Raw genomic sequence first — 23,425 nt, forward strand, 5'->3', positions numbered from 1 at the left:
CTAATTTCTACCCTCTGGCTTCTCATTTCTAAAAAATCATGAAAACAACCAATGAAATCATAATCATCGATCTGGAAGCTACATGCTGGGAAAACGACAGAATTCCCATCGGGCAGAAAGTCGATATTATAGAAATAGGAATTTGCAGATTAAACGTAACAACAAAAGTAATTTCCCAGAAACAAAGCATCTATGTAATTCCTGAACGATCAGAAATTAACAGATTCTGCACAAAATTAACAGGAATTACTCCACAATTGATAGAAGAAAAAGGAATCTATTTCGAAGAAGCCTGTGAAATAATCAGGAACCAATATCATTCCGCACCGCTTACATGGGCAGGGTATGGAAATTTTGATGGAGAACAGATCACAGAACAATGTGACTGGCTCGGGATAACCAATCCTTTTTCAGAAAATTATATGAATGTGATGCATGAATTTAAAAGACATTTCAATTTGCACAAACAAATAGGACTTAAAAGAGCCCTGAGTTACCTGAATATGGATTTTGAAGGCACTCATCACAGTGGAGCAGACGATGCTTATAATACAGCCAGAATTTTAAGTAAGATTCTGTAAATCGTAATTAGGCTGGAAGACAGAAGCTGGAGGTTGGAAGTAAATTCACCATTGTAAACCTTCCTCTTTGTGCATGCATCTTTCATTCTTTAACAATTAAATTTTAAACAAGTGAAAACAACAGAAAATATATTAATAGTAGACCTTGAAGCAACATGTTGGGATAACCGGCCGCCAAGAGGACAGGAAAGTGAGATCATCGAAATTGGGGTATGCATTATGAATGCAAAAACCGGTAAGATCTCCAAAAATGAAGGAATTTTAGTAAAACCCCAATATTCAAAAGTAAGTCCGTTCTGTACGGAACTCACAACGCTTACCCAAAATATGCTGGATCATGAAGGAATTATGCTGGATGATGCTTTCGATATTCTGAGAGCAGAATATGATTCCGAAGGGCTGACATGGGCAAGTTACGGAAACTATGACCTCAATATGCTGAAGGATCAGGCAAGAAGATTCTACACAGATTATCCTATGAGTGATGACCATATTAATGTGAAGACATTATTTGGTGAAATTCATCCCACTATCAGGAAAAGTGTCGGAATGAACAGAGCTTTGGGTGAATTGGGTATGACTTTAGAAGGTACTCACCACAGAGGAGTTGATGATGCCAAAAATATTGCGAAGATTCTGCATTGGTGCCTTAGGAATTATTAAATAGCGCATATTTAAAAATGAAGACTGTCTCAAATAAAGAGGCAGTCTTTTTTATTTTGCTAGATCAGAGATCCTTTCACTGATAAAACCATAGAGTTCCACCGGAATAGAATGTCCCATACCGTCTATTAAAGTCCATTCAGCATTAGGAATTGTATCAGCGATATCTTTTCCACAATCAGGATGAAAAATTAGATCATCTGTTCCGTGAATAATCAGTGCCGGAACGGTTATTCTCTTCAAAATTTCAGGATCATACTGAAATGATCCCATTGCCAAAAGCTGTCGGATAATTCCATTTTTTGTCTTAGTATGTGTAAGTTCTTGCTCCAACAATATGGTTTCCATATTAGGATCAAAAACATATCCCGAACCTGAAATTCTTTCCGCAAAACGTATCTTCTCTTTCAGGTATTCTTCTTTATGAAGAACAGGATCAGCAGATCCTTGGGTCATCATTGCCATTACTTCAGGATCCGGCTTGGGTAGAGATGGATTCAAAGATGTAGACATGATGATTGTCAATGATAAAACTCTTTCCGGATAGTAAGAACCTAAAAGTTGTGCAATAATTCCTCCCATGGAACGTCCTGCAATATGAGCTTTTTTGATATTTAAATGATCAAGCAGTCCAATGACATCATTCGCCATATCCATCAAAGAATAGGGTATATCTTCTTTACTGAGTACAGCAAAAACTTCTTCAATGCTTTTGTCAGAAGGAATTTCTATGTTGGAATTGAAAACAGAACTTCCGGAGTCTCTGTTATCAAAACGAATCACCCTGAATCCCTCTTCAACCAGCAGATTGCAGAACGCAATATCCCAACGGACCATCTGACTTCCTAATCCGGAAATTAATACAACATCCTGTTGATGGCCTTCTCCGAAAATTTCATAGCACAGGTCTACCTCTTTTATGCGGACAACTTTCTTCATGATGAATAGAATTCCCTGTTGCTTTCTGATATTAAAGTCTGTTCAGCCTTTCGTATCTCCTGGCGATAATTGATATATTCATTGTTCTGATCTGGAACAATTACGGCAAATTCAAAAGTAAAAGAATCACTGCCCAATTCTGTCCATTCCTTTTGTAATTGTGAATGCTCAAACATTCCGCCGTTTAAAAGAAATTTCATCTTATTTACCAGTGCTTCCAGATTTAGAGAAGCCTGAATATATTTTTTCCCGGTTAAAGTATTGGTAACAGCAAGAACTCCCATCGTTGTTTTGTGGTCTTTTGCCTTTTCTCTCAACTGTTTCTTTAATGCATTTTTCATGTTTTCATTATTGTATATTTCCTCCTAAATCAAATAGAAGCTCACTGATCATTTTTAAAGATTTACCCTTTTTAGAAGAAAGAATTTCTTTAGCAATATGCTCAGCACTTATTTTAGCCTCTTCAAATATCTTTTTACCGCTAGGGGTGATGACTACATAGCTTACTCGGGCATCCCTTTCGTTGGTTTCCCGGCCTACCAGTCCTGTTTTTTCCAGCGGATTCAATAATCGGGTGATTCCAGATGCAGTAAGACCTGTTTTTTCAGCAAGATCTATTCTTCGCATCCTGCTTTCCGATGAAGAATTAAGAATATAAAGAATAACAAAGTCATTGAATCCCAGGCCATGAATACTCAGAGCATCAAATTTTCTGGCGATTACAGACTGCAGTTTATTGATGTTTATTAAAAATAACAATTCCGTGCTTATCATTGAAAAGTATTTGAGTTATCAAGTATTTTTGTTTTGCAAATATATAAAATTTAACGAATTACAATCCTGTTTTTACTATTTTAAAGAAAATTAACGTATCAGTACCGTAAAATGGTATTAGCTTAGAGCATGATAATTCTTAAAATTAAGACACCAAATAATGTGTAAATGCTAAAATAGAAAGCTTTTATCCTGTTTTTTATTAATATATCTTTAAACAGGGAATTGTTGTTGTGCTATCAATTGCATTGTAGTAGCTGTTTTATTAACTTAATATTTTGTTAAAAAATTCACTTTAATGGGATAATTTACTGTCTGTCAGTCATTTTTTTTTATTTTAGCGGACAAGAATGAATTTATGTTTATTGATGGAGGTTTTGAGGGATTATATTTAAACTGTAAAATAAAGAATATGACTCCTTTTTTTGAAAAACTTACACCAAAAGATAAAAAGAAGTGGTTAATCATTTAAAAGCATACTAATAAAATACATAGATAGAATATGATTTCTATGTTGACTTCTTTGATGGGCTGCAAAGCTGAAAATAGGTCCGGATATGGAATAATACCGGCTTATTTTGCCGTCCACTTCTTTGAAAAAAAATATCCTCCTGAAAATGTCTCTTTTCTGAACAATTTATTCAGTTCTAATGAAGGTGTTTATGATAATGACCTATTCAAAATTTTATATTGGAAATCCAGTTTTTCAGATTTTATTTTAACAATAAAAAATAATAAAATTTTGTTATATGCTGAATATCAGTATGGAATTAATGAAAACGTGAAGTCTGATAATACTTGGACAAACCTGAATTTACCTTCCTTGTATAGACTGTATTTATTTCTGTTTCAGGGACTGTTTAATAATTATAAAACGCTCTCTGGTACGGCTTTTGAAGCCTTATTTAACAAGGCTGTTTTGGATGATTTAAAGGAAAAAGAACAGGAAACAATAATCGGTAAAAAGATCAGACTGGCATGTGTACCTGCAAAAAGATCAGGAGATCATGTTTTAAACTTTATCAATTTGATTAACAGTTATAAATATATTTTTGAAAAACTGCTGAGACCCATTCTTTCAGCCGTTGAAAAGCCTGTTTTTAATCATAAAAAAGCTATCTGAGCATTATGATAAACTGTAAAAGCAAAACCTGCGGGAATTGGCTGAAGCCTTTAGCAGACTGCTTAAAGAATGGAAAAAATAAATAACCTGAAACAAATTATACATCAAATTAGAAGCACATGAAAGAAAGACTTTATGAGATCCTTAATGAGGAAAAAATACATGAGATTATCCCCTTTCTAAAAGAGCTTAGTATTGAAGAAAGGAAAACATTGGTGCCGTCTATCAAGAAAATGGATCGCGAGATCAGTAAAATAGTAATGACTAAAAACTCCTACCATACGGCAGGATCTGTGAATCAGCATTCCATTATAGATATTGCTTCGTTTGTCTGTATGGACAAGAAGAACTTCGGTAAAAACTACTGGAGCCTCTTCCGTAATGCCGAACAAACCGAGCAGATATTGGAATGGGGGTGCCCAGATTGGTTTTCAGATTTTATCAATGAATCTGTGGAAGCTGAATTTACTGCATTTAATTATATAGATATTTTGGAATGGACGGAAAAAGGTTACGTGCAGCCTAATCCTGAATTGCTTGGGCATCACCTGAGTAATTATCCTGCAGATCTGGATGATCATCCGGAAACTCTTAATACCCATTTTTGGTATCTTTGTGAATATCCCTCTAAATCTTTACCATTCCGTAAAGAATGGTTTCCCATCGTTCAAAAGCTTATTGCTGAAAAGAAAATTGAAAGAAAAAGATTCCTGAGAGAATGTCTTCTGGCTTCCAACAGGAACTTTAATAAAAACGTCACAGGCTGGTTTATGGATGCATTTACTTCATTAAAACCAACAGAAGAAGAACTGTCTGATCTGCAGGATGATTTGCTTGCAGGATTAGCTTCTTCACAGTCAAAAGCCGTGAATACCATATTATCACATTTGAAAAAAATAGTGGGAACTTCTGGTTTTAAGCATGATGAATTTTCACATTATCTTCCCAATCTGCTGAGCTCAGAGGTGAAAACAGTAGTGGTTTCCAGTTTAGTCCTTACGGAAAAAATATTTCAACGGAAGAAAATGGATCCTGAAATGCTGGGAATGGCTTTAAGTTCTGCCTTTGTAAGCAAAGACGACGGTATACAGTCGAAAGCCGCGAAGATCATTCTTAAATATATTCCGGTGTCAGAAAATATGGTAGAGGCACTTTCTCATTATTCAGATAATATACTGACGAATATACGCCCTCTTTTGGTAAAATATATTGTAGATGAACAACAGGAACTGGAATCTATAGCTTCGGAAAAACTGTTGCTTACTGGGGATGAAAATGCAGTGCAGGTGCTTCAGAATTTTGAGGATCTGATGTTCTATCTTCCTTTGGCAATGGATGATCCGTACAGTTATCATTGTGATATCGCTTTAACTGGATTTGTCAAATTTGCCGGAGATGTAGATGCTGAATCTGTGAAACTGATAGAACCTGTATTCTTGAAAGCCTGTAAAACCATTGCGAAATGGGAAGTTCCTTATCTGAATGTTTTACTGTGTAATGCTATCATCAATTATGGACTGAATTTGATGGAAAAATATCCTGTTCAGCTCAAAAATCTGGAAAAAATATATCAGAAAACTAAAGAGGAAGAAGCTGCCAGAGAATCTTATTCAACCTATCAAAAAAAATTAGGCCCAATAGAAGAGGTTGGAGCAGATTGTCCCGCGAGACAAGCATTTAAGGAAATTGCAGTCTATACTCTTGAAAAAATAAAATCTGGAGATAAAATTCCTCTGTTATTCCCAATCACCCATGCTCCATGCTGGATTTCTCCATTAATTTTGGTGGATAGATTGGAGGGTTATCAAAAGAATAATGTGGAGCCTCACCATCTGGATATTCAGCTGGCGTTGCAGCGTTGTGCACTGGATGATACCTCAAAAGCCATTGTAGAAGTTGAGAAAAGATTAAAAGGCGAATACAGGGAACTACTGCTTTTTTTCTTTGGTAAAAATAAAAAACCAGAAGGAAGCTTGACACATCCTTCATGGTGGATGACGGCCGGAATTACCCGCTCGCCGGAAACTGTTTTTGAGGAGTTCAACGGCTTTGGATATGATAACATTCCTGCGGAATTCTTTTCTGGAGCTTATGACTGGAAAACCATTGACAATAAGAAAAACTCATATTATCCGGTAGAGCTCAATATTGTTATTCCAACTTATCATCTTGAAAGGAGAAAAGATCCTTTGTTCATGGAATATTTTGTTGCCGAACAAAAGGAACTGAACGAAATACCAGCACTCTTACTATGCTTTCCTAATACCCCGGCAAATGCATTGGCGAAGGTGATCAAGTACTGTCTTTTCTATTCCGGAATTGCAGAGGTTTTCGAAAGAAGCCTCGTTTTGAACACAGCCAATGCACTTTATCAGATCAAAAAGCCATTGGATGAAGTGGGTTATCTGTTTTTAGGAACTATTTTTCTGGACAGTGATAAGACCATCCGGGGAACAGCAGCTGAAATCTGGCTTGAACATGTTTCCAGCCAGATGATGGATAATGCATGGTTGGGAAGAGTAATTGGCTTGCACGAAAAGCTGGAATGGGCACCGGTTAAAAGATTAACAGATCTTATGCAGCATCATATGCTGAATGTAAGTAAAAATCATAATATTGCTTTAGAGGAATTGATTTCCAATATGCTGCTTCAAATGGATACACCAGTGACCAATCTGAAAAAGATTCTGGAAATCTACCATGAAGTATTGGCTTTGAACCATTCAACAGCTCATAAAGAAGTCATCGAAAAATTAAACAACTGGAAAGAAAACTCGAGTCTGAAAAAAATCTGCAATCTTCTTCTGAAAAAATAAATTATGGAAGATACGCTTATTTACAATTATTCAGGAGCATCGTCTCTACTGAAGAAGGGGGCTCTTGAAGAATTATTTCTTGCCCAATATAGTGAGATACATAAAAATACCGATATCCCTTGTTTTTTCTGGGGAAATGTGGGGCAGCCTTTTATTTTGGCGCGATGTCTGATCACGCTTTCCAATATTGTGAGATCCAGCTTTAGCCTGTCGCCATTTCAGATGACACTTCTTAAAGATCCGATCGTAACGGCAGGAAATGAAAGATTAAGGTTTGAAGGGTTTTCTCACTGCGGCGGAGTTTATGCAAGAATAGATGTGACGCCTGATGGGCTGGATGGAGAATTTCTGGAAAACGGAACTACGAACGTAGATTTTAATCAACCTATGATCAACGCACTGGGAAGCATTCGTCCGAATGAAAAAATTATGCTTTCTATAGGTGAAAAAGAAGTAGGACTCTACAAAGAAGAAGAAAAAATAATAGAAAGAAAAGTTCCTTTACCTGTAAAATGGATCAAAGGTTTGGGAACAGTTCAGGTATACTTATCAGAGTCAGAAAAACGCCATACATTCAATAAAATCCAGACACAGCAATTGTTTCGCGCAATGCCGAAAGGAGTGATAAAGACAGATTATTATTTAATTGTCAGAGGAAATAAACCCATTTTTTCTCCCGTAAAATCTGTAGATTCTGTTTGTATAGGAGGGCTTCACAGGCTTAGGCTTTTAGAACCGCTTCTTCCTTATATTGATAGTATGCAGGTTTTCCCCCATATAAATATGCAGTCTACCACATGGCAGCTCAATATGGGAAATATCAGATTCAGTTTTTCTCTGTCAAGAGAATCCTGGAGAGGCTTTTCCGGAGAAGGAGCAATTTTGGACAACCTGATTTCAGAGGTTTCAGATGACTGGATTGATGCTTTGGATAAATATGCTTACGTCAATCAGTCTTTCAACCCTTCGAAACTTGTATTGGAAGAAAATGTAAGCTTTGAGAACACTAAAAATATTACTGGAAGGCTCGCTGCAATGGGTTTGCTGGGTTACGATCTTGATGACAGAGAATTTTTCTACCGCAGACTTCCTTTTAAATTAAGCCGTATTATCGGACTTAACCCCCGCATAAAGAATGCTGAAAAACTTATAGAGGACGGAAAAGTAGAAATTTTAAATAACAGTAAAAAAAGAACAGAAGCCAGAGTTGAAGGATCCGGCGTTCACCACACAATAATCATTGAAGAAGAAAGAGAACGCTGTACCTGTGAATGGTTCAGTAAATATCAGGGAGAAAGAGGTCCCTGCAAACATGTATTGGCAGTAAAAAAACTGGTAAATATTTAAAAACTGCTGATGTTCGCCTTATTATTTTGTTGACAATCGCAAAGGCGCGAAACTTCATTTCTCGTGCCTCTGCGTTGTATTATTTAAAATATATTATGTCAGTTTCCTGTTTGTTTCATCCATTCTTCATAGCTAAGTACTCCCAGTTCCGGTCTGCCCTCACCATCCAAAATAGAAATAAACTCAAGCTGGTTTCCATCAGGGTCATTAAAATAAATAGCCAGTGCGGGCATCCACGCAAATACCATGGGCTCAATGCTTCCGTTTTTGAGAAAATTGTAGGGTTGTAAATTTTTTTTCTCCAGAAATTCCACAGAATAATTCAAAATATCCTCTTTACTGCTGGTAAAAGCAAAATGTCTGGTCTGAAGATTCTCTTTCTGTTCCCACAATCCTAACATAAATTCTTTCCCTTCCCCAACCCATAAAAAGGCAATAGGTCTGGTTTCATCTCTGTGAGCCAATTTAAGCCCTAATACTTCCGTATAAAATTGTATTGCATTTTCCAGATCGCTCACCTGAACATGAGTCTCATATATTCCTTTAATCATAGCTTAATTTTAATTATAACAAAGCTAAAAAACCGTTCCCGTAAAACTTAGCATAGATGATTTCTTTAATGAAAACGAATGATAGAAGGAGTTTATAATTAGGAATTAGGAATTAGGAATTAGGAATTAGGAATTAGGAATTAGATTGTTATTAAATTTCAATATTTGTTTTAATGTTGATTCAATAGAGGTGGGCTTTAGCCTGCTTAATAAATTATGACTTCATCCGCCGAAATCGGTTTAAAAAACTTTCTCATAATATCTGTGTTTATCTGTGCAATCTGCGGTAGAAATACTATTAACATAGTATTATTCAATAGAAGTGGGCATTAGGTCGCCTAATAAATTATCCATTATTCATCTGGCTTTAACCAAAACTTAAAATCTGCGTAATCCTATCAAATCCGTTTAGCTATTCAAAATAAATCCCCCTCATAATCACTTTTCAAAAATAAAAAATCAAAAAATTCAAAGAAAAATATTCTACGCAAAAAGGTTGCGTAACACTGTTTTTACTTTGCATCAGAAATCAGAAAGGAAGTATCAATCCTTCCCATGTTGAACAATAAAAACAGTAACCATGAAATTTAATTTTTTAAAAAGAGAAAATAAAAAAGTAGTTCTAAACTATGAAGGTGCAAAAGCATTTAAAATGACACCTGCAGAAGAATTGTATAGTGCTGTTGTTACAACAGGACTGTCAGATGCCAACTATGAAAAAGGAGCTGACAGATTGGAAAGAATCCAGTCTCTGATCAAAAAAAATGATCCTGAGTTTGTAGCAAAACTCGCTGTATATGCAAGGAAAGATATGTACCTAAGATCCATTCCATTGGTTTTGACAACTGAACTGGCAAAGCATATCTCAGGTACAGACCTTGTAAGCAAAACTGTTGATGGAGTGGTGCAAAGAGCAGATGAAATTACAGAATTGCTGGCATACTACCAACTTGCGAACAAAAGAACAGATACCAAGAAGCTGAACAAACTGTCAAAGCAGATTCAGAAAGGTCTGGTGAAATCATTCAACAAATTTGATGAATACCAGTTTGCAAAATACAACAGAAAAGCAGACGTAACCTTAAAAGACGCATTATTTCTGGTTCACCCGAAAGCTAAAGATGAAAATCAGCAGGCAGTTTTCAATAAAATTGCTAACAATACACTGGAAGCTCCTTATACATGGGAAGTGGAACTTTCCGTTTTGGGTCAGACAAAATTTGCAGATGATACAGCAAGAAAACTGGCCTTCAAAAATAAATGGGAAGAATTAATCTTCAGCAACAAACTGGGTTACATGGCAACTATGAGAAACCTGAGAAATATTCTGGAAGCGAAGGTTTCATCTGATGCAATGAATAAAGTATGTGCCTATCTTTCTGATGAAAGAGCCGTATCCAATTCAAAACAGCTTCCATTCAGATTTCTGGCGGCTTACAGAGAATTAAAAAACATAGATTCTCCTTATCTGTCTTCAGTATTGGAAGCATTGGAAAATGCTGTTGTGGTGAGTGCCAGAAACATTAAAGGTTTTGGTTTTGACACATCAGTGGTGATCGCTGCGGATGTATCAGGTTCTATGCAGAAAGCAGTTTCTGCTAAAAGTAAAATTTTACTCTATGATATTGGTCTGCTGATGTCTATGATCCTGAAGTCACAATGTAAAAATGTGGTAACAGGTATCTTCGGCGACCGCTGGTTAAGGGTTCCAATGCCGAAAAATGGTATTTTAAGGAATGTAGATGCATTTTACAAACGTGAAGGTGAAGTAGGATATTCTACCAATGGTTATCTGGTCATCGAAGATCTCATCAAAAGAAGAGAAAAGGTAGATAAAGTAATGCTTTTCACGGATACCCAAATGTGGGATAGCAGAGGAAACAGAAACTCCTTTGAAGATACTTGGAAGAAGTACAAAGCCATTGCTCCTCATGCGAAGCTGTATATTTTTGACCTGGCAGGTTATGGTACACAGCAGCTTGATATCAGAAAAGATGATGTACACCTTATTGCAGGTTGGTCAGACAAAATTTTCGATGTACTGAATGCGTTGGAAGACAAAAAATCTGCAGTGAAAATGATTCAAGAAGTAGTGCTGTAACAGGCACTCCTTTTGAAATAAAAATAAAGTTGCTTAAAACAATGGGGAATTTATTTTATAGAATTGAACAGGATCTCAAAAAAGGAAGAAAGAAAAAGGCATGTGACAGATTAAGAAATATGATCAATCAGTTTCCTAATGATCTTTCCTTAAGAAAAAAATTGGGGCATATTTATTTTGAAGCGGGGTTTCTTGATGAAGCAGGTAAATTCTGGATTCTTTCTACACCGGAGAATAATGAAATGGAAAATGCAGTAGAAATTTACAGAAACTCTTTAAGCAATTCAGGAAGTGCCATTTTAAAAGATATTGTTTTCAGAGGAAATAAAAACCTGCTTGATGAATATGCATTGAATGTAATCACTGAACTTGAAAAGGATAGTTTCATGGCTACAAAACATATTCCTGTTTTTAAAACCAAAACAAGAGAAAAAGGGAGCTACTCAGAAAACAAAACAGGTTTTTTAAGCAAAATAGGAATTTGTTTAATCATAGGATTTATTATATCACTTCCCCTGTTAGGTATTTTTAAACTTTTTGAAATGATTTCATCATTATTTTCTTAATAAAAATAAAACTACGTAAATAGATTGCGTACTCACAATATAATTTTGCAGTGTTAATAATACTGGTGCCGTTAGAAAGACCTACTTCGATTCCAAAAACAGACAGAGTCTTTCACCAGATCGCCCGGTAGCTAACCAATGCCGTCAATAAGAGTTTCATCGTCAACTTCCAATTGAACATCAATTACTCTTATTATTAATTTTGATTGGTTTTTTTAATAAAAAATAACTGCGTAAATAGGATGCGCACTAGCCATATAAATTTGTAAAAAATAAAACGAATAACTAATAATCATGATTCATTATAAACCAAATCTAAAAGGAATACTGTATTGAGGTTAATACTCAATACTTATGAAAAAAAATAAAAAAACAAACTACGTAAAAAGATTGCACGGTTGCAATATAATTTTGTAGAAAGAAAACTAATAACTATGAATAATCATAGAAAGTAAGTGTCGTAAAACAGAGTTACTTCTTAAGGGACGGTAATACAGGTTCGAATCCTGTTCTGCATAGCAGATAGTAGAAATGGTAACACCCCGTATAAGTCTCTGTTTGATTTAATTACCTTACTAAAATTAAAATCAAGTGTCGTCTTAGAATCATACTTCGGATTGATTAAACATTGGGTCGCAGGTTCGAATCCTGCCTTTTCCCTGAAAAAGGAGAAGTAGCTCAGCAGGTAGAGCAAATGCATGGAAGATTCTGAAAAATATTACCTTGATTTCCATAAAAAGAGTGCCGTAGAGAAGGCTTACTTCGGTATAATATTGGTTCGACTCCATAACAGATCATGAAAATGATCTTGTAAAAGTCTTTTCGAACTTAGCCTCTTTTTATTTTAAAAAACAAACAAGTGCCGTAGAAAAATGTTACTTCGCTCATCACGACGGGGTCACGGGTTCGAATCCCGTCTCTTCCACAACAAAAAACACGGTCTAAATAGGAAGAGTAGCTCAGTTGGTTAGAGCACGACTACATTATTCGTCTGTTGCCTTGTTTTCTCATATCAGAAGCCGGAAGTGGAACGTTGAAAGATCTTTGTATTATAATTTTCTATAAGTCAGATATATTATCGGCTTTAACCCCTTTCTTCTTTCCACTTCCAGCTTCTTGATATTATGATTATAAAGTGTCGTTAGGAAAAAATTCATCGTAACACCATCATGGGAGGAATAGCGAAGCCGGTCACTCCGGCAAGGCTATCCGGTTCGACTCCGGCAAACGTTTAGCCCGGTTTTTTCCTTATTATTACCTTTAAAAAATGCCGGTAGATTATTGACCGGCATTTTTCATTGTATTTCCAAGTTCTTCTTCAAACATCACTTTCCATTTTGAAAGAGTAGTTCGGCTTATCTTATATTTTCTGGACATATAACTTGTGGAATGACCATGCTTTTTCTGATACTGCAGTAATTTTAGCATAGTCTGTTTGTCATAGGTTTTGAGTTTTTGATTTTCTCTGGATTGTTTGAACAGTTTTTCATTGAACTTAAGCACATCCTCACTGGTATGAAGCTTTTCAAGGAGTTCTTTGATTTTCGGATCCTTCAGCTTTTCCGGATATTCCATCCTGAGCATATCCAGGTATATTTTCTTGTAATTGGGGCGCATGCTGTGTCTGTTTATCCGTTTACATTATCACTCTTTTGAAGCCATCTGTGGAGTGTACTTTTTGGGATGGAATATTCTTTAATAACTTCGCTTTGGGTCATTTCACCGGAAAGAATTCTTTTCATGATAAAGTCTTTGATTTCCTGAGTGTAAATGTTTTTTCTGAAATAGGGCGTCTTTTCAGACTTTTGCTGGTTTTTGTTGATGGCAGAAGGCGGAGCATATAAAATCATGTGCGAACTGTAGAGTCTGAAAAAATCGTATTCCAATAATTTGCTCCATCTTAGAAGAAGATCTGTATCCATAGATTTGCTGCCATACATCATTTCGACAGCTCCTTCATCTTTACCTAAAAATTTGCATATTCTCTCTGTTGTTATTTCATTTTCATCTACTCTCTCCTTAATAAATTTCCCAATATGGATTTCTTTATATAACATTTTTACTGAATATTGTTCTTTTGTTTAAACTTATGTGTCAAAAAAACGGAAATAGAGATGTATATTATCTTATATGAAAGAAAGTGAATTGTTTTAATTTGAAATTGATTAAAAAAAGAAATTATGGCGTAAAAATATTTAAAGTACTCAATAAGATTATTAACCTTATAAAATGGATCTTTAATTTTATAAATACCTTAAAAACAGGTGGGTAGGGGCACCTTAATACTTGGGTATATTTTTTATTTTTAATGGGTTTCCTCTTCTTCTCTCTTCAAACTCCTCTTCCTTCCATTTGTGTAAAATAATATATAACCTATTAAGGTTTTTATATAATTCTGTGGGTTAAAGCTGAATAGAGATTCATAATCAGCTTTTGACGCGTTGAATTTTAATTAGTACCAAATAATTGCTTATTCGCTTCCAAATGTAAACAAAAATAATAAGCAATAATAGATGAAAATGTAAAAAATGTACTTTATATATTTATTTTAATTAAAATTAACAATTAATAACAGTTGTGGTAGTGATTATTTAAATCTCTACTTCTAATTGTGAAGAAATGATAAAAAGAAAAAATTGTATACCATTGAGACAGTCCATACCTTTGCCAATCAATGAAAAATACTATAAGCTTATTCGACTTTTCGAAGAAAATAAACTACAAGAATGAATTGCTTGCAGGTTTTACCGTAGCCATGACGATGATTCCTGAATCACTTTCATTTGCTATCCTTGCAGGTTTATCTCCGCTTACAGGGCTTTATGCTGCTTTTATGATGGGACTCGTGACGGCAGTTTTAGGCGGACGTCCTGGAATGGTTTCCGGTGGAGCAGGAGCAACTATTGTTGTCTTGATCGCTCTGATACAATCTCATGGAGTAGAGTATCTTTTTGCCACCGTAGTGCTTGCAGGAATACTTCAAATGACTGTTGGAATTTTTAAGCTGGGGAAATTTGTAAGACTGATTCCACAGCCTGTTATGTATGGATTCCTGAACGGTTTGGCCATTATTATTTTTATGGCGCAGATAGAGCAGTTCAAAATTACAGACAGTAATGGAGTGGTAAGCTGGCTGCAAGGGATGCCTTTGTATATCATGGCAGGTTTAACTGCCCTCACCATTGCCCTCGTCTATTTTTTTCCAAAAATTACGAAAGTTGTTCCAGCCTCTCTGGTGGCTATTATCATCGTATTTGCTGTTGTTTTTGGATTTAATATTCCAACAAAAACAGTAGCAGATATTGCCCATATCAGCGGAAATCTTCCGAGTTTTCATATTCCGCAGATCCCTTTTTCCCTGGAAACGTTGCAGATCATTTTTCCTTATGCCCTGATCATGGCCGGAGTAGGTCTTATTGAATCTCTTCTGACGTTATCAATGGTGGATGAAATTACCAATACCAAAGGAAATACAAATAAAGAATCCGTAGCCCAGGGATTGGCTAATATTACCAATGGCTTCTTTGGCGGAATGGGTGGCTGTGCGATGGTAGCGCAGACATTGGTGAACCTGAACGCGGGTTCCAGAGCAAGATTATCCGGAATAATAGCATCACTGTTGATTCTCATCATTATTTTATGTGGAGCACCTGTGATAGAAAAAATTCCTATGGCGGCTCTGGTAGGAGTGATGATGATGGTTGCTATCAGTACTTTCCAGTGGGTATCGATCAGGATTGTGAATAAAATGCCGAAATCGGATATTTTTGTAGGGGTTACCGTAGCTTTGATTACAGTAATTTTACATAATCTGGCATTAGCAGTTTTGATTGGTGTTATCATTTCAGCATTGGTTTTTGCATGGGATAATGCTAAAAGAATCAGAGCAAGAAAATATGTGGATGAAAATGGAGTAAAGCATTACGAAATATATGGACCGCTGTTTTTTGGTTCAGCTACAGCATTTACAGATAAATTTGATCCAATGAATGATCCTAAGCAGGTTGTTGTGGATTTTAAAGAAAGCCGTATTGTAGATATGAGTGCAATAGATGCCTTAGACAAATTATCCAAACGTTATAAACAACAGAATAAAACTTTGCATTTACGTCATCTTAGCGAAGACTGCCGGAAAATACTTAAAAATGCAGAAGCTATAGTGGAAATTGATATTCAGGAAGACCCAACATATAAGGTGATGCCGGAAAAATAAAGAAGGGGTCAATAAGTGAATTTTGCTTCGCAAGTGAATAGTGAATTTTTGTATTGCAGAAAAAATTGACAAGCGCAGCGAATTGACGATTCACGATATACCTCATAACCAGACAAGGACTGTAAGAAAAATCTACAGTCCTTGCTTGTTTAGGTTATTAATGTATTCGCGATAAAATCAGGCACTAAAGCATAGTGTGATAATTTCATGCTGATGGAAGCTCTTCCGCTCGTCAATGTTCTCAGGTCAGAAATGTACCCGAAAGTTGAAGCTAACGGAACTTCCGCTGCAAACATCTTTCTTCCCGATTTTTCATCAATTGAAGTAATGATTCCTCTTCTTCTGTTAATGTCCGCAGTGACAGCACCTGTGTATTCCTCAATACTCTGGATTTCTACCTGCATGATAGGTTCCATCAGTTTAGGACTACATCCTTTGGCTGCTGCTTTGAATCCTTCTCTTGCGACTATCTCAAAATCAAATGCCGCAGAATCCTGAGCATGGAAAGAGCCATCCAGAAGAGTCACCTTCATATTTTCCAGAGGATATCCTTTCAGTGGTCCATGATCCATAGCTTCCCTGAATCCTTTTTCAACAGAAGGAATGAATTCGGTAGGAATAACACCTCCTTTGATCATATTGACGAACTCCAATCCATGTTCATGGTCATTTCCTGGTCCGATTTCAAAAGTAATATCAGCAAACTGACCGCTTCCTCCGTTTTGCTTGGAAAGCTTTTCTCTGTGAACTTTGGTTTCCGTTAAGATCTCACGGTAAGAAACTTTAGGTTTTCCCTGATTAACTTCAATACCATGATTCAGACGGATTTTCTCCAAAGTAACCTCAAGATGAAGTTCTCCTAATCCACTTAATAAAGTTTCCCCGGTCTGCTGGTCTCTTTCAACCACCAAAGAAGGATCTTCTTCCTGAATTTTTGCCAATACCAAACCGAAAGATTTCTCATCACCATTGGTTTTTGGCTCGATAGCAACTCTGATAACAGGAGTTGGAATTGTGATGGCTTCCAGTAATACCGGTTGATCCAGAGAAGATAAAGAATCTCCGGTTTTGGCATCCTTTATTCCCGTTAAAGCAACAATATCTCCTGCTTTAGCTTCTTCCATAGATAACGTTTTATCAGACTGCATTTGTAAAATTCTCGAAATTCTGAAACTTTCACCCGTCCTTACGTTCAATATCGTATCTCCGGATTGTATCCTTCCGGAATACACACGAAGCATAGCCAGTCTTCCCATATGCTTATCAATGACAACTTTGAAAACAAGCCCTGAAAAAGCAGCCCTTTCATTTCTTTCCAATGTCACCGTTTCTTCCGTTTGAGGATCTTTCCCTTGAAGATCAGCAAGCTGGTCCGGAGCCGGAAGATAAGTAACCACAGCATCAAGAAGAGGCTGAATTCCTTTATTCTTAAAAGCAGAACCGCATAAAACGGGAACAGCTGCTCCGGATCTGCAGACTCTTTGTATAGATTCTGAAATCATTTCAACAGTGACTGTTTGTTCAGTATACATAAAAATATCAAAGAACATCTCATCATTTTCTGCAAGAGTTTCCATTAACTTTATCCTGTATTGATCAGCTTCAGCAATAGAATGACCGGGAATTTCCTTTTCCACAATAGTTTCACCATTTTCATCAGTCCAGTATAATGCTTTCATTTTGACAAGATCAATAACGCCTTCAAAATGGACTTCAGCCCCAATCGGAATCTGAAGAGCAAGAGGAACAGCATTCAGCTTGGTTTTTATCTCATTGAGAACTCCAAAGAAATCTGCCCCAATTCTGTCCATTTTATTGATGAAACAGATTTTGGATGTTCCGTGCTTTTCAGCCTGGAACCAAACATTTTCAGTCTGTGGCTGTACCCCTGATGAAGCACAGAAAACGGCGACAACGCTGTCCAGAACTCTTAAGGAACGTTCTACTTCCACTGCAAAATCAATGTGTCCCGGCGTATCAATAATGTTGATATTATACACTTTATTGTCTTTTTTCCATGCTGTAGAAACTGCAGCGGATGAAATGGTAATTCCTCTGTTTCTTTCCTGGATGTCTTTATCCATGGTAGTATTTCCGTCATCTACATTACCGATTTTATGAATGAGTCCTGTGTAATACAAAAGTCTTTCTGATAACGTTGTTTTTCCTGCATCTACGTGTGCTATAATCCCTATATTTCGTGTGTTGTATTTCATTTTGTTTGATTTAAATTGTTGATTTTTAGATCTGTGCCTAGAAAAGATTCTGAAAAAAATGAGCACAAAATACACTCCGGTCTTATGAAGCCGGCAAAACATTTTTTTGTATTTTGTATCGAAGAAAAATTTTCAGAGATCTTAACAAACAGCAGAATTTTCCTAAATTGTTAAAGTCTGAAATTAGGGCAGCAAAAAAGACCTATCCGAATAGACAGGTCTTCAATATATTTTTTATTATAAAAGATCTATAGAACTATTCAGATAAATATTCAGTGCTGCCAAAGAACACAGCTCTGACAGGATTGCTTAAAGTTATAATATTTATCATTTTTGTTGACATTGTTGATTTTTAATCGGTTGCGAAATTATAATATTTTTTTGATTTCCAAAGAATTTTTCCAAATATTTTTTGGAAAAGGACATTAAACGGTTTTTCAATTACCTTCTTTGAGGGCTTCTAAATTTATCATTTTTCATAAAAATATCTTAAAACAGAGAACGAACGTAATGCTTTTATGATAAAAATTTTATCTTTGGGAAGAATAGTCTTATAAACACTTTTTGATGAATGAAAATTTTAAATCTTTTTCAAGAAGCTAAATAAAAACTTTTAACTTAAAACCTATTGAAAACAGATATCGACATTCAAAACCACTGTCATTTTTCCTTTGACCTGTGGCTCACTTTAATCAAATCTCATCCTGAATTTAAAGCAAAAAGAGTTGAGCTGTTCTCCTCATTTTTTAACGTAGATAAGCCAATAGAAGAGGTTGCGAAAACTGTAAAATATTACGATGATCTTTGTAATACGATCAATGAGGTGACAGGAGGAAATATTGATACTTTTGAAATTTATCTGATGATTTTGGGTGCTTTAGATGTTGATGTGAAACTTTTGAATAAAGAAAAGCTCAATGAATTTTACAACAAAAGTGAAGAATTGTTTCTGGAGTATAAACCAGTTGTGATTTTTGAAAATATTCATAATTTTTTTGAGGATATAAAAAACCAGGGAAAAACCATTAATATTCTGAGCAATACAGGATTTATTAAAGGAAAAACAATGAGGAAATTTCTAATCCATGAAAACCTGGATCAGTACATTGATTTTCATATCTATTCTGATGAGATTAACTGTTCCAAACCGAACCCGCTAATTTTTCAGGAAGTGAAGAATAAGATCGAAGATCAAGACTTGCCGCTCGATCAGATTCTGCACATCGGAGACAATCCTGTAGCAGATTATCAGGGAGCAAAGAACTTTGGTTTCAGTGCCCATTTACTTAAACACTAAAAATAAACATGAATACAAGATACAGCTTACACCACATTCATTCGGCAGATGAGTTTACTTTCTTACCTGCAGAATACAGCTATTTCAAGTATGGCGATAAGTCGTATGCTGAAAAATTTGCAAGAGAATTATTTGACGGATTTATTTCTGAAAATGCAGAACTTTTAAATACAGATAAAGAAATTGTAGTGTTGCCAAGTCCATACATGGCGATTCCTACAGCATCCAATTTTTTATGCTTTTACTTTAAAAAACACCTGGATTTTTATCTGTTTCAGAAAGGGAAAAAGTCAAGTATTTTATCTAAAATCAACAGAAATCATACTTATATCACAGATTACGGGAATCTTAATTTCGAAGATCGTAAAAATCTGATCGCAAATGACACTTATTACATTGATAAGGACTTTTTGAGAGGAAAACTTTGTATTTTTATAGACGATATAAAAATCACGGGAAGTCATGAATATACAGTGAACAGAATCCTGGATGAATATAGTGTGGAAGCAGACTTTATGTTCCTGTATTACGCAGAACTGATGAATTTTGACCTTGACCCGAAGATTGAAAATTTTTTCAACTATTATGCAGTAAAAAATGTAAACCATGTTGCAGAAGTGATGAATAAAGAAAGTTTTCAGTTCAACACAAGGATTGTAAAATATATTTTAGGACTGGATTCAAGTAATTTTGATTATCTTACGTCTAAAGTAAAAAAAGAACAGATGGACCTGCTTTTGGAGCTTGCTATCAGTAACAATTATCATTTAATAAAAGAATACGAAAATAACATCAATACTTTAACACAAACGGAATTATATTATGGCTATTAACTTACAAAAAGGACAAAGAGAAAATATTAACGCACCTAAATTTACTGTAGGTTTAGGATGGGATATCAATAATACTTCTACAGGAACGGCTTTCGACCTTGATGCTTCTTTATTTTTGCTTGGGGACGACAAAAAATTAGTTTCAGATAATCACTTTATTTTCTATAACAACCTTGAGTCTCCAGACAAATCTGTAATCCACACAGGAGATAACCTTACAGGAGAAGGATCAGGTGATGATGAGCAGATCAAGATTGATCTTACAAAAATAGATGATGCGATTAAGGAAATTACAGTAGTAGTAACCATTCACGAAGCAGAATCAAGAAAACAAAACTTTGGACAGGTAAGAAATTCTTTCATCAGAATTTTCAATACGGATACGAATGAAGAGATCTTGAAATATGAACTGGACGAAGATTTCTCAATCGAAACCGCTGTAGAATTCGGAAGAATCTACAACAGAAACGGAGAATGGAAATTTGAGGCTGTGGGTGCAGGACAAAGAGACGGCCTTGACAAATTTGTATCAATTTATCAGAAGTAATCATGGACAATCAGGAAAATCAACCCATAGATCCACTAGGATCAATAGAACCTCTTAAAACCTTTGAACCTACACCAATGGTTCCTCCAACTCCGGCCCAGCCTGTTCAGAATGCAGCACCGGCAGTTCTTGTGGATAGAGAGGGAAATGTAAATCTTACTCAGCTGCAGTCAGAAGAACGTGAGAAATATGAAGTTCTTGCGAACTCTATTGATGAAGCAAACCCAGGTTCCATCGTGAATTTCGGAGCGGAGCTTCAGAAAACTTTAACCAATCAGAGTGACAGTTTCTTAGGAAATGTAAGAAGGTCAAACTCAGGAGAAGTAGGAGGACTTATCAATGATCTTTTGGTAGAGCTTAACTATGTAGATGTGGACGAGCTTAACGGAAATAAAGTAAAAAGCTTCCTGAGTAAATTGCCTTTCATGAAGAAGGTAATGACTCAGGTAGAGAACTTATTTGCAAAGTATGACAAGATCATCAACAATATTGAGCAGATCTCTTACAAAGTAAATGCAGGAATCATCACTTCTACAAAAGATAATGCTGTACTTCAGACTATTTTTGAAAGTAATGTGAATTCTATCAAACAGATTGAAGGTCTTGTGATTGCAGGAAATATAAGAATGGAAAGAGCTGCAGTAGAATTGGCTCAAATGGAGGCCAGTCCTCAGGATTTTCAGGATTATCAGATTGCTGATAAGAGAGATTTCATTGCAAGGTTAGACAGAAGAATGGCAGATCTTAAAGTGGTACGCGTGATCATGATGCAGTCGCTTCCACAGATCAGACTGGTACAGAATAACAACGTTTCCATTGCTGAAAAGGCACAAACGATTCTTACCACTACACTTCCTGTTTGGAAAAACCAGCTTTCATTGGCTGTAGCGATGTACAGACAACAGCAAAATATTGAAATTCAGCAGAAAGTATCTTCTACTACAGAAGAGATCTTAAGAAAGAATGCAGAGCGTCTTGGCCAGAACTCAATAAATGTTGCCAGAGCTAATGAGCAGACTATTGTATCTGTAGAAACATTGAAAGAAACAACGTCAATGTTAATCAATACATTGAATGAAGTGAAACAAATCCAGAAACAGGGAGCAGATAACAGAAGAAAACTGGATCAGGATCTTCAGACATTGGAGCACGAACTTAAAGCAAATGTCAGAGGTTAATTTATAGCATACTAAGGTGGGGGATGATGCAGCAACCATATTGTCGCAAAGCAAAAGAAGATTAACAAAGCTTAAGCTTCTCGCGAATTTTTTTGAACATATTGATATTATATCTATTTACATCAAAACAGATATTATTCACAATCTGTTCCAGGAAAATACGGCTTTAGATTACAATAAACTGGAGCTTTTCCACCTGCAGTATACGGACAGCCTCATAGAACTTCTGACTAAAATTAAAAAACAGAAGGAAAATGATATGCTGGCTGTCATTAATGAAATTAACATCAATGGTAAATATATTTCAGGTTTTGAGGAAAGACAGGTGGACAGCTTTCAAACCGACAGGAAAATGTACAGTGGTATATTTTCCCAACATCTGAAAACATTGTATAAAGACCTTACGGAAGATAGTTTTACAGCCAATTGGGAGAATGTATTATACTTTCATAAAAAATATACCCAGGAATTTTATAGAACAGATGCAGACGAAACGCTGCTGAAATCCGGTTCATTTCCTGCGTATCAGTATAAAGATTATTCCATTGAAAGAAAACTGTTAGGAAGGCTTAATATACAGGGGTTTAAGGTCCGTTTTGTTTGTGGTTACCTCATTGGAACCCATGATTATGAACTTTTCAAAATCTTTCAGTCTGATGATCATTTTATTTTCAGTGTAGACGAAAAGAAATTATATCTTTTTGATAAAGAACTGGATAAACTGGATACTTCTGAAAATCAATCCAATCAGAGTTCTATAATTGATCAGCTGAAAATTAAAAATGAACAGCTGGAACATAGTATGAACGAAAGAAAGCGTACATTACCGGCAGAAGTAGAAGGTGTTTTGAAAGATTACATCAAAAACCTTGAAAATATGGACATTATGAGCAAAATATTTGACTTCGATGAAGAAACCAATATTCTGCGGGCAATGCTTAATTTGAATTTGAACAACAAATAAGACGAAATTTGAAAGCAAAGAAGATTCACTTTTTTGCAAAAATGTAAATAACAACTAAACATAAAAAAATGGCTATCAACTTACAAAAAGGTCAGAGAATTAACCTTAAAAAAGAAAATGGTGCTGAACTTTCCCAGGCTTGTGTAGGAATCAACTGGGGAGCAATTGAAAAGAAAGGATTTTTTGGGACTAAAAAAGAAGCAGTAGACTTAGACGGAAGCTGTATTTTATATGATTCAAACAAAAACGTGACTGAAGTAATCTATTTCGGAAACCTTAAATCCAAAAACGGATCTGTAAGACATAGTGGAGATGACCTTACAGGTGACGTAGATGGAGATGACGGATTGGATAACGAAGTAATCACAGTAGATTTCAGCCAGCTGGAGCCGAATGTAGAGCATGTGGCAATGGTACTGAACAGCTACAGAGGTCAGGACTTCGGAACCATTCCTTTTGCTTCCATCCGTATTTATGAAGGAACGCCTACCAATGTAAGAGAAGTTTTTGCAAAATATGATATTGCAAATGATTCTTCTTTCGGTGGTCACGTTGCCATGGTAATGGGTGTTTTCTATAAGAGAAACGGAGAGTGGAAATTCAATGCAATCGGAGATCCTACAGCAGATAAAAAGCTGGAGCAGACGATCCAAACGGTACAGATGAATTATCTATAATCAATTGACAATCAAAAGATAAATAAAATAGCAATATTT

General features: G+C 35.7%; 21 protein-coding genes. 14 read left to right on the top strand and 7 right to left on the bottom strand.

Features of this window, described 5'->3' with window-relative positions; all coding sequences use genetic code 11:
• Positions 1-38: 38 nt before the first annotated feature.
• Together CLU97_RS21370 and CLU97_RS21375 are read left to right on the top strand one after the other, a co-directional pair.
• Positions 39-581 carry a 3'-5' exonuclease gene (locus tag CLU97_RS21370; protein WP_121489893.1) on the top strand — a complete coding sequence of 181 codons (543 nt, stop codon included), beginning with the start codon at positions 39-41 and terminating at the stop codon, positions 579-581.
• 111 nt (positions 582-692) lie between these two features.
• Positions 693-1,244 carry a 3'-5' exonuclease gene (locus tag CLU97_RS21375; protein ID WP_121489894.1) on the top strand — a complete coding sequence of 184 codons (552 nt, stop codon included), beginning with the start codon at positions 693-695 and terminating at the stop codon, positions 1,242-1,244.
• Between the two features lie 51 nt (positions 1,245-1,295).
• Here CLU97_RS21375 and CLU97_RS21380 read toward each other — a convergent pair whose 3' ends face one another.
• From CLU97_RS21380 to CLU97_RS21390, 3 genes are read right to left on the bottom strand one after another with little or no spacing between them, the layout of a single operon-like run.
• Positions 1,296-2,183, bottom strand: coding sequence for an alpha/beta fold hydrolase (locus CLU97_RS21380; RefSeq protein ID WP_121489895.1), 888 nt, complete (start codon positions 2,181-2,183; stop codon positions 1,296-1,298).
• Positions 2,180-2,524, bottom strand: coding sequence for a GIY-YIG nuclease family protein (locus CLU97_RS21385; RefSeq protein WP_121489896.1), 345 nt, complete (start codon positions 2,522-2,524; stop codon positions 2,180-2,182). The genes CLU97_RS21380 and CLU97_RS21385 overlap by 4 nt, the downstream gene beginning before the upstream one ends.
• Positions 2,525-2,531: 7 nt before the next feature.
• Positions 2,532-2,957 carry a MarR family winged helix-turn-helix transcriptional regulator gene (locus CLU97_RS21390; RefSeq protein WP_121489897.1) on the bottom strand — a complete coding sequence of 142 codons (426 nt, stop codon included), beginning with the start codon at positions 2,955-2,957 and terminating at the stop codon, positions 2,532-2,534.
• A 502-nt stretch (positions 2,958-3,459) separates the two neighbouring features.
• Between CLU97_RS21390 and CLU97_RS21395 the strand changes: the two genes are divergently transcribed.
• From CLU97_RS21395 to CLU97_RS21405, 3 genes are all read left to right on the top strand, one after another.
• Positions 3,460-4,080 carry a hypothetical protein gene (locus tag CLU97_RS21395; protein WP_121489898.1) on the top strand — a complete coding sequence of 207 codons (621 nt, stop codon included), beginning with the start codon at positions 3,460-3,462 and terminating at the stop codon, positions 4,078-4,080.
• A gap of 119 nt (positions 4,081-4,199) precedes the next feature.
• On the top strand, positions 4,200-6,896 hold the full coding sequence (locus CLU97_RS21400; protein WP_121489899.1) for a DUF6493 family protein: 2,697 nt from the start codon (positions 4,200-4,202) through the stop codon (positions 6,894-6,896).
• Positions 6,897-6,899: 3 nt separating this feature from the next.
• Positions 6,900-8,243: an SWIM zinc finger family protein gene (locus CLU97_RS21405; protein ID WP_121489900.1), complete on the top strand. Its 1,344-nt coding sequence runs from the start codon at positions 6,900-6,902 to the stop codon at positions 8,241-8,243.
• A gap of 98 nt (positions 8,244-8,341) precedes the next feature.
• Here the strand turns inward: CLU97_RS21405 and CLU97_RS21410 are convergent, their stop codons facing one another.
• On the bottom strand, positions 8,342-8,794 hold the full coding sequence (locus tag CLU97_RS21410) for a VOC family protein (protein WP_121489901.1): 453 nt from the start codon (positions 8,792-8,794) through the stop codon (positions 8,342-8,344).
• Positions 8,795-9,374: 580 nt separating this feature from the next.
• Between CLU97_RS21410 and CLU97_RS21415 the strand changes: the two genes are divergently transcribed.
• Positions 9,375-10,895 (top strand): TROVE domain-containing protein, encoded by a 1,521-nt coding sequence (locus CLU97_RS21415; protein ID WP_121489902.1) that lies wholly within the window; start codon positions 9,375-9,377, stop codon positions 10,893-10,895.
• A gap of 41 nt (positions 10,896-10,936) precedes the next feature.
• Entirely contained in the window at positions 10,937-11,461 is a 525-nt protein-coding gene (locus tag CLU97_RS21420; RefSeq protein WP_121489903.1) for a DUF6584 family protein, read from the top strand.
• A gap of 1,278 nt (positions 11,462-12,739) precedes the next feature.
• Here CLU97_RS21420 and CLU97_RS21430 read toward each other — a convergent pair.
• The gene (locus CLU97_RS21430; protein ID WP_121489905.1) at positions 12,740-13,078 is read right to left on the bottom strand and encodes a helix-turn-helix domain-containing protein; all 339 of its coding nucleotides are present in this window, start codon (positions 13,076-13,078) and stop codon (positions 12,740-12,742) included.
• A gap of 11 nt (positions 13,079-13,089) precedes the next feature.
• Entirely contained in the window at positions 13,090-13,518 is a 429-nt protein-coding gene (locus CLU97_RS21435) for a transposase (protein WP_121489906.1), read from the bottom strand.
• Between the two features lie 617 nt (positions 13,519-14,135).
• Between CLU97_RS21435 and CLU97_RS21440 the strand changes: the two genes are divergently transcribed.
• Positions 14,136-15,674 carry a SulP family inorganic anion transporter gene (locus CLU97_RS21440; RefSeq protein WP_121489907.1) on the top strand — a complete coding sequence of 513 codons (1,539 nt, stop codon included), beginning with the start codon at positions 14,136-14,138 and terminating at the stop codon, positions 15,672-15,674.
• Positions 15,675-15,823: 149 nt separating this feature from the next.
• Here CLU97_RS21440 and fusA read toward each other — a convergent pair whose 3' ends face one another.
• Positions 15,824-17,890 carry an elongation factor G gene (gene fusA / locus CLU97_RS21445; RefSeq protein ID WP_121489960.1) on the bottom strand — a complete coding sequence of 689 codons (2,067 nt, stop codon included), beginning with the start codon at positions 17,888-17,890 and terminating at the stop codon, positions 15,824-15,826.
• 628 nt (positions 17,891-18,518) lie between these two features.
• Here fusA and CLU97_RS21450 point away from each other — a divergent pair.
• The 6 genes from CLU97_RS21450 (at position 18,519) to CLU97_RS21475 (ending at position 23,386) form a co-directional block, all read left to right on the top strand.
• Positions 18,519-19,187, top strand: coding sequence for an HAD family hydrolase (locus CLU97_RS21450; RefSeq protein ID WP_121489908.1), 669 nt, complete (start codon positions 18,519-18,521; stop codon positions 19,185-19,187).
• An 8-nt stretch (positions 19,188-19,195) separates the two neighbouring features.
• On the top strand, positions 19,196-20,020 hold the full coding sequence (locus tag CLU97_RS21455; RefSeq protein ID WP_121489909.1) for a phosphoribosyltransferase family protein: 825 nt from the start codon (positions 19,196-19,198) through the stop codon (positions 20,018-20,020).
• Positions 20,010-20,567 (top strand): TerD family protein, encoded by a 558-nt coding sequence (locus CLU97_RS21460; protein ID WP_121489910.1) that lies wholly within the window; start codon positions 20,010-20,012, stop codon positions 20,565-20,567. The genes CLU97_RS21455 and CLU97_RS21460 overlap by 11 nt, the downstream gene beginning before the upstream one ends.
• A gap of 2 nt (positions 20,568-20,569) precedes the next feature.
• Positions 20,570-21,745, top strand: coding sequence for a toxic anion resistance protein (locus tag CLU97_RS21465; RefSeq protein WP_183084656.1), 1,176 nt, complete (start codon positions 20,570-20,572; stop codon positions 21,743-21,745).
• A 16-nt stretch (positions 21,746-21,761) separates the two neighbouring features.
• A complete protein-coding gene (locus CLU97_RS21470) occupies positions 21,762-22,709 on the top strand; it encodes a hypothetical protein (RefSeq protein ID WP_121489911.1) in 948 nt (315 codons plus the stop codon).
• 68 nt (positions 22,710-22,777) lie between these two features.
• Positions 22,778-23,386: a TerD family protein gene (locus CLU97_RS21475; protein WP_121489912.1), complete on the top strand. Its 609-nt coding sequence runs from the start codon at positions 22,778-22,780 to the stop codon at positions 23,384-23,386.
• Positions 23,387-23,425: the final 39 nt, after the last annotated feature.

It is taken from the genome of Chryseobacterium sp. 7, from assembly GCF_003663845.1.
Taxonomy (GTDB): domain Bacteria; phylum Bacteroidota; class Bacteroidia; order Flavobacteriales; family Weeksellaceae; genus Chryseobacterium.

What these genes read in the sequence shown, in the direction of transcription:
- CLU97_RS21415 (WP_121489902.1), top strand. Translation starts at nt 9,375, where the DNA reads ATGAAATTTAATTTTTTAAAAAGAGAAAATAAAAAAGTAGTTCTAAAC.
- fusA (WP_121489960.1), bottom strand. Translation starts at nt 17,890, where the DNA reads ATGAAATACAACACACGAAATATAGGGATTATAGCACACGTAGATGCA.
- CLU97_RS21440 (WP_121489907.1), top strand. Translation starts at nt 14,136, where the DNA reads ATGAAAAATACTATAAGCTTATTCGACTTTTCGAAGAAAATAAACTAC.
- CLU97_RS21385 (WP_121489896.1), bottom strand. Translation starts at nt 2,524, where the DNA reads ATGAAAAATGCATTAAAGAAACAGTTGAGAGAAAAGGCAAAAGACCAC.
- CLU97_RS21435 (WP_121489906.1), bottom strand. Translation starts at nt 13,518, where the DNA reads ATGTTATATAAAGAAATCCATATTGGGAAATTTATTAAGGAGAGAGTA.
- CLU97_RS21410 (WP_121489901.1), bottom strand. Translation starts at nt 8,794, where the DNA reads ATGATTAAAGGAATATATGAGACTCATGTTCAGGTGAGCGATCTGGAA.
- CLU97_RS21405 (WP_121489900.1), top strand. Translation starts at nt 6,900, where the DNA reads ATGGAAGATACGCTTATTTACAATTATTCAGGAGCATCGTCTCTACTG.
- CLU97_RS21395 (WP_121489898.1), top strand. Translation starts at nt 3,460, where the DNA reads ATGATTTCTATGTTGACTTCTTTGATGGGCTGCAAAGCTGAAAATAGG.
- CLU97_RS21465 (WP_183084656.1), top strand. Translation starts at nt 20,570, where the DNA reads ATGGACAATCAGGAAAATCAACCCATAGATCCACTAGGATCAATAGAA.
- CLU97_RS21420 (WP_121489903.1), top strand. Translation starts at nt 10,937, where the DNA reads ATGGGGAATTTATTTTATAGAATTGAACAGGATCTCAAAAAAGGAAGA.
- CLU97_RS21455 (WP_121489909.1), top strand. Translation starts at nt 19,196, where the DNA reads ATGAATACAAGATACAGCTTACACCACATTCATTCGGCAGATGAGTTT.
- CLU97_RS21460 (WP_121489910.1), top strand. Translation starts at nt 20,010, where the DNA reads ATGGCTATTAACTTACAAAAAGGACAAAGAGAAAATATTAACGCACCT.
- CLU97_RS21370 (WP_121489893.1), top strand. Translation starts at nt 39, where the DNA reads ATGAAAACAACCAATGAAATCATAATCATCGATCTGGAAGCTACATGC.
- CLU97_RS21380 (WP_121489895.1), bottom strand. Translation starts at nt 2,183, where the DNA reads ATGAAGAAAGTTGTCCGCATAAAAGAGGTAGACCTGTGCTATGAAATT.
- CLU97_RS21430 (WP_121489905.1), bottom strand. Translation starts at nt 13,078, where the DNA reads ATGCGCCCCAATTACAAGAAAATATACCTGGATATGCTCAGGATGGAA.
- CLU97_RS21400 (WP_121489899.1), top strand. Translation starts at nt 4,200, where the DNA reads ATGAAAGAAAGACTTTATGAGATCCTTAATGAGGAAAAAATACATGAG.
- CLU97_RS21475 (WP_121489912.1), top strand. Translation starts at nt 22,778, where the DNA reads ATGGCTATCAACTTACAAAAAGGTCAGAGAATTAACCTTAAAAAAGAA.
- CLU97_RS21390 (WP_121489897.1), bottom strand. Translation starts at nt 2,957, where the DNA reads ATGATAAGCACGGAATTGTTATTTTTAATAAACATCAATAAACTGCAG.